General features: G+C 56.2%; 14 protein-coding genes and 1 pseudogene. 12 read left to right on the top strand and 3 right to left on the bottom strand.

The window, feature by feature from the left end; all coding sequences use genetic code 11:
• The first annotated feature begins 30 nt into the window (after positions 1-30).
• The 7 genes and pseudogenes from ACFOWX_RS09285 (at position 31) to ACFOWX_RS09255 (ending at position 6540) form a co-directional block, all read left to right on the top strand.
• Complete coding sequence (locus ACFOWX_RS09285) at positions 31-1683, top strand: carboxyl transferase domain-containing protein (protein WP_381423433.1); 1653 nt, start codon at positions 31-33, stop codon at positions 1681-1683.
• 10 nt (positions 1684-1693) lie between these two features.
• Positions 1694-2473, top strand: a complete 780-nt coding sequence (locus ACFOWX_RS09280; RefSeq protein WP_381423431.1) for a hypothetical protein — start codon at positions 1694-1696, stop codon at positions 2471-2473.
• A gap of 10 nt (positions 2474-2483) precedes the next feature.
• Positions 2484-2543 (top strand): annotated as a pseudogene (locus ACFOWX_RS09275) (biotin carboxylase N-terminal domain-containing protein); the annotation flags it as partial.
• 200 nt (positions 2544-2743) lie between these two features.
• Entirely contained in the window at positions 2744-3187 is a 444-nt protein-coding gene (locus tag ACFOWX_RS09270; RefSeq protein ID WP_381423429.1) for an endonuclease domain-containing protein, read from the top strand.
• Positions 3184-5091 carry an acetyl/propionyl/methylcrotonyl-CoA carboxylase subunit alpha gene (locus ACFOWX_RS09265; protein WP_381423427.1) on the top strand — a complete coding sequence of 636 codons (1908 nt, stop codon included), beginning with the start codon at positions 3184-3186 and terminating at the stop codon, positions 5089-5091. The genes ACFOWX_RS09270 and ACFOWX_RS09265 overlap by 4 nt, the downstream gene beginning before the upstream one ends.
• Before the next feature lie 148 nt (positions 5092-5239).
• Positions 5240-5692 carry a MaoC family dehydratase gene (locus tag ACFOWX_RS09260; protein ID WP_381423425.1) on the top strand — a complete coding sequence of 151 codons (453 nt, stop codon included), beginning with the start codon at positions 5240-5242 and terminating at the stop codon, positions 5690-5692.
• On the top strand, positions 5689-6540 hold the full coding sequence (locus ACFOWX_RS09255) for an HpcH/HpaI aldolase/citrate lyase family protein (RefSeq protein ID WP_381423423.1): 852 nt from the start codon (positions 5689-5691) through the stop codon (positions 6538-6540). Before ACFOWX_RS09260 ends, ACFOWX_RS09255 begins: the two co-directional genes overlap by 4 nt.
• A gap of 9 nt (positions 6541-6549) precedes the next feature.
• Here ACFOWX_RS09255 and ACFOWX_RS09250 read toward each other — a convergent pair whose 3' ends face one another.
• Together ACFOWX_RS09250 and acnA are read right to left on the bottom strand one after the other, a co-directional pair.
• Positions 6550-8133 (bottom strand): DUF389 domain-containing protein, encoded by a 1584-nt coding sequence (locus ACFOWX_RS09250; protein WP_381423421.1) that lies wholly within the window; start codon positions 8131-8133, stop codon positions 6550-6552.
• Positions 8134-10812: an aconitate hydratase AcnA gene (acnA, locus tag ACFOWX_RS09245; protein WP_381423419.1), complete on the bottom strand. Its 2679-nt coding sequence runs from the start codon at positions 10810-10812 to the stop codon at positions 8134-8136. It lies immediately after the preceding gene.
• Positions 10813-11095: 283 nt separating this feature from the next.
• Between acnA and ACFOWX_RS09240 the strand changes: the two genes are divergently transcribed.
• Positions 11096-11962 carry a hypothetical protein gene (locus tag ACFOWX_RS09240; protein WP_381423417.1) on the top strand — a complete coding sequence of 289 codons (867 nt, stop codon included), beginning with the start codon at positions 11096-11098 and terminating at the stop codon, positions 11960-11962.
• Here the strand turns inward: ACFOWX_RS09240 and ACFOWX_RS09235 are convergent.
• On the bottom strand, positions 11954-13030 hold the full coding sequence (locus tag ACFOWX_RS09235; RefSeq protein ID WP_381423415.1) for a DNA cytosine methyltransferase: 1077 nt from the start codon (positions 13028-13030) through the stop codon (positions 11954-11956). The genes ACFOWX_RS09240 and ACFOWX_RS09235 overlap by 9 nt on opposite strands.
• A 123-nt stretch (positions 13031-13153) precedes the next feature.
• Between ACFOWX_RS09235 and ACFOWX_RS09230 the strand changes: the two genes are divergently transcribed.
• From ACFOWX_RS09230 to ACFOWX_RS09215, 4 genes are all read left to right on the top strand, one after another.
• On the top strand, positions 13154-13381 hold the full coding sequence (locus ACFOWX_RS09230) for a helix-turn-helix domain-containing protein (protein ID WP_381423413.1): 228 nt from the start codon (positions 13154-13156) through the stop codon (positions 13379-13381).
• Positions 13382-13453: 72 nt separating this feature from the next.
• Complete coding sequence (locus tag ACFOWX_RS09225) at positions 13454-13672, top strand: hypothetical protein (RefSeq protein ID WP_381423411.1); 219 nt, start codon at positions 13454-13456, stop codon at positions 13670-13672.
• Positions 13669-14253: a hypothetical protein gene (locus tag ACFOWX_RS09220; protein WP_381423409.1), complete on the top strand. Its 585-nt coding sequence runs from the start codon at positions 13669-13671 to the stop codon at positions 14251-14253. Before ACFOWX_RS09225 ends, ACFOWX_RS09220 begins: the two co-directional genes overlap by 4 nt.
• A gap of 142 nt (positions 14254-14395) precedes the next feature.
• A complete protein-coding gene (locus ACFOWX_RS09215; RefSeq protein ID WP_381423407.1) occupies positions 14396-15016 on the top strand; it encodes a hypothetical protein in 621 nt (206 codons plus the stop codon).
• Positions 15017-15060 lie beyond the last annotated feature (44 nt).

Genomic DNA, 15060 nt, shown 5'->3' with positions numbered 1-15060 from the left:
CCTTTGCCAAATTGCGCGTTATAAAGGAGTATGACTGCACCGATATTGACCACGGCCGTTAACAAAGACAGCGATAATTTCCGCAAAAATGCTGCGCACAATATTGCATTGAAAGAGGCGCTTTGGGCGGCGGTAGCTCAGGCGGCCGAGGGCGGAAATGAAAAGTCGCGGGAACGCCATGTCGCGCGCGGCAAGCTGCTTCCCCGTGACCGCGTCGAACGCTTGCTCGATCCGGGATCACCGCTGCTTGAAATTGGGCAGCTTGCGGCGGGCGGCATGTATGATGATGAAGTGCCCGGCGCAGGCATCATCACTGCCATTGGCCGGGTGTCGGGGCGGCAATGCATGATCGTCTGCAACGATGCAACGGTGAAGGGCGGGACTTACTACCCGATGACCGTGAAGAAGCACCTCCGCGCGCAGGAGATTGCGCTGGAGAACCGGCTGCCCTGCATCTACCTAGTCGATAGCGGCGGCGCAAATCTGCCGCATCAGGACGAAGTCTTCCCCGACCGCGACCATTTCGGGCGGATATTCTTCAACCAAGCGAATATGAGCGCGAAGGGCATTCCGCAAATCGCCGCCGTGATGGGCAGCTGCACCGCGGGTGGCGCTTATGTGCCCGCCATGTCTGACGAGACGGTGATCGTGCGCGGGCAGGGGACTATCTTTCTTGCCGGTCCGCCGCTGGTGAAGGCCGCAACAGGCGAGGAGATCAGCGCCGAGGATTTGGGCGGCGGCGATCTGCATGCGAAGAAGAGCGGCGTGGTCGATCATCTGGCCGAAAATGACGAACATGCGCTGACCATCGTGCGCGATATCGTCAGCCACATTCCCCTCCCGCTTGCGGGAGGGGCTAGGGGTGGGCTCGACGCATCCTATCTGCCCACCCCCGACCCCTCCCGCCTGCGGGAGGGGAGCATAAGCCCGCCGAAATATGACGCGGAGGAGCTGTACGGCATCATCCCGCAAGATGTCCGCGCGCCCTATGACGTCCACGAAGTGATCGCCCGCCTCGTCGACGGCAGCGAGTTCCATGAGTTCAAGGCGCTTTATGGCAGCACACTCGTCTGCGGCTTTGCGCATATTTGGGGCATGCCCGTCGCGATCCTCGCCAACAACGGCGTACTGTTCAGCGAGAGCGCGCAAAAGGGCGCGCATTTCATCGAACTCGCCTGCCAGCGGCGGATACCCCTGCTGTTCCTCCAGAATATCAGCGGCTTCATGGTCGGCGGCAAATATGAGGCGGAGGGGATCGCCAAGCATGGTGCAAAGCTGGTGACGGCGGTTGCGACGGCGCAAGTGCCCAAGATCACCGTGCTGATCGGCGGCAGCTTTGGCGCGGGTAATTATGGCATGTGCGGGCGGGCCTATGGCCCACGCTTCCTCTTCACCTGGCCCAATGCGCGGATCAGCGTGATGGGCGGCGAACAGGCGGCGAGCGTGCTGGCGACTGTCCACAGCGATGCGGACAAATGGACGCCGGAGGAGGCCGAAACCTTCAAGGCCCCGATCCGCCAGAAATACGAAGATGAAGGCAACCCCTATTACGCCACCGCGCGGCTGTGGGATGACGGGATTATCGACCCGGCGCAGACTAGGCATGTGCTGGGGCTGGCGTTGGGGGCGGCGTTGAATGCGCCGGTCGAGGAGGCGCCTCGGTTTGGGGTGTTTCGGATGTGAGGGGGAACTTATGACAAGAGACTATTCTTCGGTGATGAACGCCGCTGCGGCGTTGGAAGCCTTTTCTGGCTTTCTTACTTTTGAAGACAAGAAAGAAATGCTTCAGGCCAAAGGAGCTTTCAAAGCCGCACGTAACGCCTTCGTTTACGAGGCACTAAGTGCTGGGGAAAATTCGGAGAAATTGAAAGAAGAAGTTGTAGCGGAATTGGCGCAAATGGAGGCTTTACAGCCGGGGTATGCTTCAACGTGTGGTTTTGTTCGAGACGAACTATGTCAGCGAATCGACCAAGAGGGCAAAAAGAGCCCGCTGCTCCGTAGGACAATCAAATGGACGCCTGCTGTGCTCGGCCTAACCGCGTTTCTGGCATACATATCTTGGGGCATTTTGGGCCAAGTAGAAATTACGCAATCAATCGATACAGCGGTTGGTATTCAACAGCGCGCTGCTGCGTTTGAGCGAGCTGTCGATTATGATCGAGCCATCCGTAATCCGTTTGGAGGTACATCTGCCATCCGTGAAATGATTGCTTGGCCAATCAAGCCTTCGGAAACTGAGCTTGTAGGTGCTGGAGAATTCGTTTCTTTAGCCTTGTCAGGATATGAAAAATTATCTCAAGAAAAACAGGTTTGTGGCGATATTTTCGCAACACGCACCGACACATTATCAAAACAAGACATCGATCTCGTTCAGCGAGTTGCTGAATATGTCAATCAAGAAGATGTTAAGTGGCAGAGCCCACCAGTTATGACGATACTCGAACCAATTAGGCAGGCATTTCCTTGCGCATGATGAAAAGCATATGATCCAATCCCTCCTCATCGCCAACCGGGGCGAGATCGCCTGCCGCATCATCCGCACCCCATTCCTCCCCCGGCGGGGGAGGGGGACCAGCGTAGCTGGTGGAGGGGCACGGGAGGCAGAGCGCTTCGGTGCCAAGATCGCGCAGCGGTTCGCTGAGACTTTGGTTTGGGGCTTGAGTGCAGATACGGCGGGAGAACCGGCCTGTGCCCCTCCACCATCCTGCGGATGGTCCCCCTCCCCGTGCCGGGGAGGACTGCGGTGATTACTGGCTCGGCTCGCACGGTGAAACTGGCGCGGAAATTGCGAAGTGAGATGTCGCTTACCGAGGCTATGCTTTGGCGGGAGTTGCGGACGCGGCCCAGCGGATTGAAGTTTCGGCGGCAACATCCGGCGGGCGCTTATGTGCTCGATTTCTATTGTGCGGCGGCGCGGTTGGCGATTGAGGTGGATGGCTGTGCACATGACAGCATCAGAGCGGCACAGGCCGATGCGGCAAGGTCGCATTTCTTGCGGTCGCAGCACGTCGCGACTTTACGGGTTCCGGCGAAGGCTGTTCTTGAGGATTTGGAGGCGGTGGTGGTTCGAATTGTGGATGTTTGTTTGGACAGGGTGGAGAAAATCAACAAGCGTCGGGAGAACTCTTGCGTGCCCCTCCACCATCCTGCGGATGGTCCCCCTCCCCGTGACGGGGAGGAATTATGATAGCTTCCTTGTTAATCGCCAACCGCGGCGAGATCGCTTGCCGCATCATCCGCACGGCTCGCGCCATGGGCATCCGCACCGTTGCGGTTTATTCGGATGCCGATGCCAAGGCGCTGCATGTGCGGCAGGCGGATGAGGCGGTGCATATCGGGGCGTCTCCGGCGCGGGAGAGCTATTTGGTGGGGGAGAAGATCATCGCCGCTGCAAAGGCCACGGGCGCGGAGGCTATCCATCCCGGCTATGGCTTCCTTTCCGAAAATGCCGAGTTCGCACAGGCCGTGATTGACGCTGGGCTGATCTGGGTTGGGCCTGCGCCTGCCAGCATCACTGCGATGGGGCTGAAGGATGCGGCGAAGACATTGATGGCGGAGGCGGGCGTGCCTGTTACCCCCGGCTATATGGGCGAGAACCAGGAGCCGGCGTTTCTGGCCGGACGTGCCGCCGAGATTGGCTATCCCGTGCTGATCAAGGCGGTCGCGGGCGGCGGCGGCAAGGGGATGCGCAAGGTCGACGACGCAGCCGACTTCGCCGACGCGTTCGCCTCTTGCCAGCGAGAGGCCGCCGCGTCGTTCGGCAACGCGCATGTCCTCATTGAAAAATATATCCAGCGTCCGCGCCATATCGAGGTGCAGGTGTTCGGCGACACGCACGGCAATATCGTCCACCTGTTCGAACGCGATTGCTCGCTCCAGCGGCGCCATCAGAAGGTCATCGAGGAAGCCCCCGCGCCGGGGATGGACGAGGTGACCCGGCAGCAGCTATGCGCCGCCGCCGTCCGCGCGGCCAAGGCGGTGGACTATGTCGGCGCAGGCACGATCGAGTTCATCGCTGATGCGTCGGAAGGCCTTCGCGCCGACCGCATCTGGTTCATGGAAATGAACACGCGGCTTCAGGTGGAGCATCCGGTGACGGAGGAGATTACTGGGGTCGATCTGGTGGAATGGCAGTTGCACGTTGCCTCCGGGGAGCCGCTTCCAAAAAAGCAGGAGGAGTTGAGCATCAACGGTTGGGCAATGGAGGCACGGCTGTATGCGGAGGATCCGGCGACTGGCTTCCTGCCCAGCATCGGGCCGCTGACGGAGTTCGAACAGCCGTCCTATTGCCGCTGGGAATCGGGCGTCGAACAAGGCGATGAGGTGACGTCGTTCTATGATCCGATGATCGCCAAGATCGTGTTGCGCGGTGAGGATCGTGAAGAGGCGCGGATCGATTTGATCCAGGCTTGCCACCAGGTAAGATGCGCTCCCGTTCGGACCAATGCGTGGTTCCTCATCCGTGCGCTTGAGCATCCTGATTTCGAAAAGGGTGAAGTCACCACCGGATTGATCGCCGACAATGCCGACGGTCTGCTCACGCCGCCGGTTCCAAGCGACGCTTGTCTTCAGGCGGCTGCGGAACATGTGATCTACGGCAATGGCTGGACTGTGGAAACAGTCTCCGGTCTTTCGGTGCCTGATCAGCCGTTAACCGGGTTCCGGCTCAACGCGCCACCGCGATCCGTCGTTGCTTTGGAGATGAACGGCATCCGGCGCGATATCGCCTATGATCTGGCAACCTATGGGCTGCTGTTTGCGCCTGATGGTCAGTTCAATGAGGGCGGCGCTGGCTGGTTTTACGAAAGCGGAGCAAGATTTGATTTTCGTCCGTTCCGGGCCGAAGGGAGCGCAATGGGTGCGGCTGGCGATGGCACCATTCTTTCCCCCATGCCGGGCCGCATTATCGCCGTGGAGGTTGCCGAGGGCCAAGCCGTGACCAAAGGCCAGAAACTCCTCACGCTCGAAGCGATGAAGATGGAGCACAGCCTCACCGCGCCCTTTGACGGTGTCGTGGTGGAGTTGAATGCGGAAGAGGGCGCACAGGTTGAGGTTGAGGCGCTGTTGGTTAGGATTGAGGCTATAAAGTGATGATGAGCAGCATAAAAATCCTCCCCGAAACGGGGAGGGGGACCACCGCAGGCGAGACGGAGGGGCACGTGCCGCCTCTCCTGCCCTCGACCGGGGGTGCCCCTCCACCACCTGCGGTGGTACCCCTCCCCGTGCCGGGGAGGATTTGATGGCCGGACGCTTTTTCGACCAATGGCACGTCGGCGATAGCATCGCGCATGAAATCCGCCGCACGGTGACCGAGACCGACAATCTGCTCTTCACCACCATGACGCATAATCCGCAGCCGCTGCATCTCGACGCGGAGGCGGCGAAGGCGTCTGAGTTTGGGCAAATCCTGGTCAACGGCACCTTCACCTTCAGCCTGATGGTCGGGTTGTCGGTGGGGGATACCACGCTCGGCACGCTTGTGGCCAATCTGGGCTATGACAAGCTGACGATGCCGAAACCGGTGTTCCTTGGCGATACTTTGCGCGCCGAAACAGAGGTGATCGCTGTGAAGGAGAGCAAATCGCGCCCCGATGCGGGTATCGTTACATTTCTGCACCGCTGTATCAATCAACGCGGTGAGGTGGTATGCCAATGCGAACGCGCTGCACTTTTGAAAAAGGCACCGAGATGAAAATGCGCTCGCTTCTTTTTGTCCCGGGTGACCGGCCCGAACGCTTTGCCAAGGCAGCGGCGTCGGGGGCAGATGCGATTATCATCGATCTCGAAGATTCGGTGACGCTGGATAACAAAGAACGCGCGCGTGACCATGCCGCCGAATGGCTATCTGGGGACCGCGCCGTGCCAACATTGGTGCGGGTCAATCCGCAGGACAGCCATATGACGCAGGCGGATTTGAATGCCGTGCTCCCCTATTTGCCGGACGCCATCATGCTCCCCAAAGCGGAAGGGGCTCGTTCGGTGGCTTGGCTATGCGGGCTTGCGGCGGCGACCGCAGATGTGCCGGGTGGAGACGCGCCGCCGATCCTTCCTATCGCCACGGAGACGCCCGGCGGCGTGTTTGAATTGGGCAGCTTGCGCGATGTGTCCGATCACCTTCTGGGAGTTAGCTGGGGCGCGGAGGATTTGTCGGCGGCCATTGGAGCGGTAACAGCGCGCGAGGCGGGGGGCGGTTATACAGCGCCCTATGAAATGGTGCGCAGCCTGACCCTATTTGCGGCCCATGCGGCGGGTGTTGCCGCAATTGATACCGTGTTTCCGGCGGTTAAGGATGACAGCGGGCTTTCCGCTTATGCCGCCCGGGCCGCACGGGACGGCTTTTCCGGTATGTTGGCCATTCACCCGGCACAGATTAGGGTCATCAACGCAGCATTCACGCCGACGGCGGAACAGGTTGCCCGAGCGCAGTCGATTGTCGATGCCTTTGCGGATAACCCGGGCGCAGGCGTGCTGCAGGTGGACGGACATATGGTCGATGCGCCGCATTTGAAAGCCGCTTTGGCGTTATTGGCGCGGGGTTAAAGCTTAGGCCTAATTCGCTGCCGCCGCCTCATCAGGGGCGAGCCAGCGGACGGTGACCATGCCGGTGCGGCGGGGGATAGAGGCGCGGCGCACGGCGCGGATATTTTTCTCCTGTAACAGCGCCAATATCGCATCAACATCTTTGCCATCACCGGCCAAGCCAATCGGTGCATCCACCCGTGCCGCCGCCCAAATGATAAGAGCGAGAGCGTTCTGGCCTGTTTCACTCGGCGCATTATCGAGCATCCCAATATCGGGCAGGGCAAGCGCGGGTGGTTCGACGAGCAGCGTCCAACCAGGTTCCAACGCAGCGACACGACCCTCCAATTCATAATAGGTGGCGAGCGTTGCTCCTGCCAACGGTTTGGCTTTCACTACGGCGCGTTTGCGCGATCGGTCGATCAGAACATCCTGCGCTTTCACGCCCGCGATAAGCGCGAGCCTCTCACCAAGCTGCGCCATTTTGCGTTCATCGGCAATGGCTTGTTCCTGCGCCTTTGCTGCTGCGATTTGAGCGGCATCGACATCGCCAGCGCCCGTGCCAACGCGAAATTGATCAATATTCACCGCAATCGGGAAATCCAGCGAACGGCTCAGCATTTTGCTACTCTTTGCTTCGGCATCGGAGACGAATTCAGGGGTTAAAACGGATGCGTTGACCTTGATTGGATTGCTGCCGAAATTGATGTCGAGTGCCGAGATGCGGGCCTTTTCGTCAAATTGGTCTTTAATGACATTGCTGATTTGCCGCTGCGCATTGGTTTCCCACGCAATGCTTTTCAGGGAAAATCCAAGTGGTACGGCGAGCGCAACAAAACAGATAAAGATGAATATACTTTGCATCATACTCTGCGTAGCAGACAGCGATGTGCGGAAACCATAAAGCCGCGCCATCACTGCAGCCGATAGCGCGATGGTCATCAAGTTGGTTACAAACAACAACAATGAGCCGCCGAAAACGGTCCAATTGGCGGTTGCCAAACCAAAGCCCACCACCGCAAGCGGCGGCATTAACGCGGTGGCGATGGCCACACCGACGATCGTGCCCTCTCGTCCGCGGATCATTGCGTAGGAACCGGCTAGGGCCGAAAATAACGCGACCGCAAGGTCAAATAGATTTGGGCGGGTGCGTGACGCTATCTCGCTGGTCACGGTTTGCAGCGGCGACAATAAAACGATGAGGGCGCAGAAGAGTATGGCGAAAATTGTTCCGGCGGCCAGCGCCTTTCCGCTCTCTTTGAGCCATTGAGCATCGCCCGTGGCAAGCGCAAAACCGGCACCCAATATCGGCCCCATTAACGGGCTGAGCAGCATGGCCCCAATAACCACGGCTGGCGATGAGAGGATCAGACCCAATATCGCAATCCCCGCCGACATGCAGGTCATGAAGATATAGCGGGGGGTTAAGCCGCTTTCGTCCTTAATCTTTCGGACGACCGCAAGCTGGTCAATATCCTGAATAACAATGTTGAGCCACCAACCACGCAGGGCCGACCACATTTGATTTAACGGGTCACTATGCGCCTGAGCAATGGTCAGGGGTTCTTGTTCAGCAACGCTGCCCATCGCCCCCGACTTGCTTGTTTCCGACATTTAGGCAGCCAGTTTGCGCAGCACATAGTGCAAAATGCCGCCGTTCAGGAAATATTCCATTTCATTGGCGGTATCTATCCGGCACTGAGTTTTGAACGTCGCGGTGGTGCCGTCGGTGCGGGTCATTTCAACCTCTACCTCTTGCAGCGGTTTCAGAGTCGCGACGCCCTTGATGGTGAAGCTTTCGCTGCCATCAAGGTTCAAGGTGTTGCGGTTCACACCCTCAGCAAATTGCAGCGGCAAAACGCCCATGCCGACTAAGTTTGAACGGTGGATCCGTTCAAAGCTCTCCACGATCACGGCTTTCACACCCAGCAAATTCGTGCCCTTCGCCGCCCAGTCGCGGCTGGAGCCGGTGCCATATTGTTCGCCGCCGATGACGACGAGGTCATTTCCGTCGGCTTTGTGGCGCATGGCGGCGTCGTAGATGGGCATGATTTCGCCGTTATATTTGGTGTAGCCGCCTTCTTTTCCGTCGGCCATTTGGTTTTTGATGCGGATGTTGGCGAAGGTGCCGCGCATCATGACTTCGTGATTGCCCCGGCGCGAGCCGTAGCTGTTAAAGTCGGCTTTGCTAACCTGATGATTTTTAAGGTATTCTCCGGCTGGGCTATCCTCTTTGATCGATCCAGCGGGGGAAATATGGTCGGTCGTGATGCTATCGCCCAAAACCGCCAAAGTCTTTGCATCGATAATGTCGCCCACCGGCGCAGGTGTCATTTCCATGCCGTCAAAATAGGGCGGATTGGCGACGTAAGTGGACCCCGCCCGCCATTGATAGGTATCGCCGCCGGTCACATCGATCGCGCGCCATGCTTCATCGCCGTTGTAAACGTTGGCATAGCGGCTCATAAACATATCGCGGTTCACCGCGCCGGCCATGGCCACATTCACCTCTTCATTGGTGGGCCAGATATCGCGCAGAAACACATCTTCGCCGTCCGATCCCACACCAATCGGCGTTTCATACATATCCTCCCGCACCGTGCCCTTAATCGCATAAGCAACGACCAGCGGCGGAGAGGCGAGATAGTTTGCTTTCACATCCTGGCTCACCCGGCCTTCAAAATTGCGGTTGCCCGACAAAACCGATGTTGCCACCAGGCCATTGTCGTTAATCGCCCGCGAAATTGCAGGGGCCAGCGGACCTGAGTTACCGATGCAAGTGGTGCAGCCATAACCGACAAGGTTAAAGCCCAGCGCATCCAGATCATCCTGAAGCCCCGCTTTGATCAGATAATCGGTCACCACCTGGCTTCCTGGTGCCAGCGAGCTTTTCACCCATGGTTTGCGCGAAAGCCCGCGTTCCCGCGCCTTTTTCGCGACCAGACCCGCGGCGATCAAGACGCTGGGGTTCGATGTGTTGGTGCAGCTGGTAATCGCGGCAATGGTGACATCGCCGTGGCCCAAATCGAAATCTTCGCCCTCCACCGCAACGCGTTTATGCGCGTCATCGGCCTTAAACACTTCGATAATGTCGCGGTTAAACCCTTCGTCCAGATCGGCCATAGACACGCGCTGCTGCGGCAATTTTGGCCCCGATAGCGACGGCACGACGCTGTTCATATCCAGCTCCAGCGTCTTGGTATAAATCATTTCGGGCGCATCATCATGGCGCCAGAAACCTTGCGCCTTGGCATAGGCTTCGGTCAACGCCACCGTCTCATCACTGCGGCCGGTCAGGCGCAGATAGTCGAGCGTTTTGTCATCAATTGGGAAATAGCCGCAGGTCGCGCCATATTCGGGCGCCATATTGGCAATCGTTGCGCGGTCGGCAAGGCTAAGCGCCGCAACGCCGGGGCCGTAAAATTCCACAAAGCGGCCCACAACGCCCACTTCGCGCAGCATTTGGACGCAGGTTAAAACGAGGTCGGTCGCGGTAATGCCCTCGGCCAATTCGCCGGTTAATTTGAAACCGACAACTTCGGGGATCAACATCGATACCGGTTGACCCAGCATCGCGGCCTCCGCCTCAATCCCGCCCACGCCCCAGCCCAGCACGCCCAGACCGTTAATCATCGTCGTGTGGCTGTCGGTGCCAACACAGGTATCGGGATAGGCAACCTCGGCGCCATTTTCATCCTGCGACGACCAAACCGCGCGGGCGATATTTTCCAGATTCACCTGATGACAAATGCCGGTGCCGGGGGGCACAACGGCGAAATTGTCAAACGCTTTCGATCCCCATTTCAGGAATTCATAGCGTTCCATATTGCGTTCATATTCGAGCGCGACGTTATTTTCGAACGCTTTGGGTGTGCCAAATTCATCGACCATGACGCTATGGTCAATCACCAGATGCACCGGCACCTGCGGATTGATTTTCTGCGCATCTCCGCCCAGAGCTTTAATCCCGTCGCGCATCGCGGCAAGGTCAACAACCGCGGGAACGCCGGTGAAATCCTGCATCAACACGCGCGCCGGACGATATTGAATTTCGGCCGCGCTTTTCGCCTCTTTCTGCCAATCGACAACCGCCTGCGCATCGGCGGCGGCAACGGTAAAGCCGCCATCTTCAAACCGCAGCATATTTTCGAGCAAGACTTTGAGCGTATAGGGAAGCCGCGAAATATCCCCCAGCTTCGCCGCGGCTTTATCCAGCGAATAATAGGCATATTCCTTGCCATTCACATTCAGCATGTCGCGGGTGGAAAGCGTGTCTTGGCCAGTGGTCGTCATAATATGCCTCATCAAAAAGTGATGCTTTCTGCCGGTTGGTGATGACAGCGCGCTCGGTCCGTTATTCAGACCGCAAGACGAGTATCAAACCGGCATGAAAGCGGGAGATTCGTAATGTGTCAGCGCTTTAGCGCAGGCGTGCGGTGTGCGCAATGGGCGGAGGGTGCGTTTTGAGAGTTTAAGCAGATGCGTCAATCATTCCATATCATTGTAAAATAGAACACAGAAATTAACATAATATAGTTGATGGATATTCTGTCCCGAAGACAATTATTTATCGTCCATGACATATAAGATTAAAGACCGGTGGAATCATAGCAAAGCAGCGGAAGAGCATATCAATGTGATATTTGATTATCCTGAAAAGCCCGGCTGGGATATCGCATTTCCAATCCGGTGTCGGCGTGCGGGATTAGAGCTTGAGAAACAGCATGAAGTCGAAGCTTATGTAAAATCAATGTACGAAATGTTGAATCCAGAAAATTGGCCTGAATGGCAAGAAAAAGCGAAAAAGCATTGGGCCAAATCACGATCAACTGTAACAAAACCTATATTCGACAAGATGGCCATGAGTTTTGCTTGGTTCACTTATAATGAGCTTCCTACCACATCAAATCCAGCAAGAAGGTTGCAGGATCTCAAAGAAGCTGGATTCACAATCGGTACACGCCGACGTTCAGGCAGTGATTTGGAATTCATATTACTGCCAAAGCCAATCGGGGAAGCTACCGGCTATGAATATTGGTCTGGTGCTTTGCGAAACCGAATTGTTAAAACTTTAAAAAATTATGACGCTTATGAAGGTAAGGTCGGCAATCCAAAGCATCTGCTACCCGATCATAAATTTCCTGAAATCCGGTGGGATAGAAATACTAAACGAGATTCTCTGGAAGACTTAACTGATGCAGAAATTCACAGTGATTTTCAACTGATCACCAATCAGCGTAATCAGCAAAAGCGCGAAGTTTGCCGTAAATGTTTGCAAACAGGCAAGCGCGGCCATCCATTTGGCATTCAATATTTTTATAAAGGTGATATCGACTGGCCTATCGATGTTCAAACAACAGGTAAAGGGGCAGAAGCAGGGTGTCATGGATGCGGCTGGTATGATCTCGAAAAATGGCGGCAGTCATTACAAAAATTAGTTTGAGCTGGTTAAGCCCGCCCTGATCGCCAAACCAATTTTTTCAGCTAGCAAGCATGGGACAGCATTACCGATTTGCCAGTAAGCTTTCTTCATTCCGCCTTTGAAGAAAAAATCATCAGGGAATGTTTGCAGTCTGGCCAGCTCTCTAGCCGAAAGAACACGATTTTTTTCGTAATGTATATGTGTGCCTCCATGATTTTCTTTTGCAGCCATACTAGGTACGCCTGAATATTGACGCTTGAATGCGTCACGAAAGGTTTCATACAACGACCCACCTGCGGGTACTTTGGAAATTCTAGCTTCATAAGCAGCCGAGTGATTGGTCCATTCATGGTTGGTTGCGGGATCGCGCGGTAAGTTTTTTAAATCGTCCATTGCATCATTAATCGAGATATAGTTGTCCCTAGAATGCGTTGGCTTGGGATAGGGATTTTTTACGTTGAGCCTATTTCCTACGAAGATAGCGCGAGTACGTAACTGTGGCACGCCATATTCTGCCGCCTCCAAAATTCGCACAGATGTTTCGGGATAGCCAATATCCTCGAACTTCTGCAGGATGGCATTTGTCACGGCACCTTTTTGCATTGTTAATATGCCGGGAACATTTTCCATGACAAAAAATTCTGGCTGGCAAATTTCAACCAGCCTGCAAAACTCTAGAAACAATTCATTCCGAGGATCATCAATCTGTCTTTTTCCTGCGACTGAAAAACCTTGGCATGGCGGTCCGCCGACAAGAACATCTAGTTTTCGGCCTTCCAGAACTGATTTGATTTTTGTTTCGGACAAATCGGCTACATCACCTTCAAAATGATAACTTTCTGGAAAATTATGACGCAGTGTCTCTGATGCGTGTTTGTTAATCTCTGCTGAAAAAGCTTTGCGAAATCCCGCGCTTCTAAATCCTACGGATAGGCCGCCTGCGCCGGAAAAAATATCGCCAAACAGTGGCGTTCCATTCATTGAAACTTTATCGGTATCTACCTCGCGCCAGTTGGAATTGAATATCGACATATCCAAATCCTCACGAATGCGCGAATATCTGCTGGTTGCGGTTGCTGCCCCTGCCAATCAAGCCTCCTGAAAATATAGTTTATAGTACGAATACACGCAATACGAATACAAGCATATAGTGTCTACACACTATAGTTGATATTTAGTCAAGGTAATTTGTGCCATCCCAGCACAATGGATATGAGAAATCTGATCGCCAAAAATGTAAAGGCTGCACGTGTTTCACGCGGTGTAACGCAGGCTGCGTTCGCTGAATTATGTGGTTTTAGCCAGCAATATCTCAGCGACTTGGAAAATGGCAAGCGCAACCCCACGGTGATAACTTTATATGAAATATCGCGTGCATTAAAGGTTGAGGTGCATTTACTTATAATGCAGCACGAGGATGAGAGTTGGTTACTATCCTGAAATACCCCCTTTCCTACAAATAACCAAATAGGTTAGACCTGATTCACCCTATAACCATTGGAGTGAATCAATATGTCTCTTTCTTCTCTCTCGGTCCCGGCTCGGCAGGGCAGGGCTGCGGATGTGCTGGCGCGGCGGTTTGTTCGGTTGTCGCGCTCGGTTTCGGTTTTTGACCATGATGCGTTGGAGGATTATTTTGCGCTGCAACGCGGCGATCTGCGGCCCTCGCCCGATGAACAGGAATGCGCGCGGCCCGCGATCTGCTTTGACCTGATAGGACAGATTCGATGAGCGGCGGGCCGGATAAGGCGGCGGCCAAGGCGGGCGCTGATGCTGTTGCTGCTGTGGATACTAACGCGCTCATGCCCAACCCGCTTATGCCCGGCCTGCGCATACGGCAGGATGGGTGGACGCCGGCGCGCACGCGGTTATTCCTCGCCGTGCTTGGCCAAAGCGGCTGTATCCGCGATGCGGCGCGGGTGGCGGGTATATCCAAATCCGCCGCTTACCGGGCAAAGGAGCGCTTTCCGCTGTTCTCTGATGCATGGGACAAGGCGATGGCCGGGGCGCAGCGCGGATTGCAGGCGATTGCCTGGCAACGCGCGGTTGAGGGCAAGGAAACCGTCATCATCCGCAAAGGCGAAGAGGTCGAGCGGCGGATCACCCCCGATAGCAGCATCCTCGCGCTGCTGCTGAAACAAGGGCGGCTGACCAAAGAGGATGAGGCAGAGCAGATCAGCTATGCCGAATGGGAGCAGGGATACCGCTTTGACGGGTGGGGCCGCAAATATAAGGGCATGTCGGGGGAGGAGACCAAGGCCGCGTTGCTCGCCAAGCTGGCGCAGATGCGCGAACGGATGAACGGTCCTTAAATGGGAGGGGGGCGGCGGGGAGGGGCATATTATGCGGCCGATCTTTACCGCTTGTTAACCAAAATTGCGCGATAACGGGGTGCGACCTTCAATTTTGGGTGAAATAGCAGGATAACGCACGGGAAATGCAATGATATACGCAATGAATTTTAAGACGAGTGGAATCAAAAAGCTGCCGCTGCGCACCGCTTATGCGGCGGCGTTGATGTTGGCGGCGGCGTCGGGATCGGTGATCGCCTTTGCTAGCTCCGCATTTGCGCAAACCGCACCGGCGCAGGCTCAGGCCGCGCCTGTCACCCTGTCGAGCAAAGCGATGATCGAACGCAGCGAGACGGGCGCCGACGGCGTGCAGAAAACCGTGCTGAAGGACCCGTCCGAGGTCATCGTCGTCCCCGGCGACCGCGTGGTGTTCACGCTGACTTATGAAAATAGAGGCAGCGAGCCTGCCGTCTCCTTTCGCGCCACCAACCCGATGCCCGGCCCGATTCAGTTTATCTCCGCTGCCGAAGAATGGGCGGAAATGTCGGTCGATGGCGGCGTCACCTGGGGCCGTTTGGAGCAGCTGAGCGTGACCGATACTCCCGCAGCTGCTGGCGAAGGTGAGGCTGAAGGCGGGGGCGAAGGCCAGCAGGGGCAATCGCCCGCGGCCCCGATCACCCGCTCCGCCGATGCGAAGGATGTCACGCATGTCCGCTGGGTCTTTACCGACCCAATTCCTGCGGGCGCGAAGGGCAGCATATCCTATCGCGGCGTGGTGAAGTAACCCCGCCAAACCCTAACGCCCATGGTTAATCCGGTCGCAGTGAT

It is taken from the genome of Sphingorhabdus arenilitoris, assembly GCF_042651485.1.
Lineage (GTDB): Bacteria > Pseudomonadota > Alphaproteobacteria > Sphingomonadales > Sphingomonadaceae > Sphingorhabdus_B > Sphingorhabdus_B arenilitoris.
The sequence above is the reverse complement of the archived record's forward strand: the minus strand, read 5'-3'. Positions and strand labels throughout refer to the sequence as shown.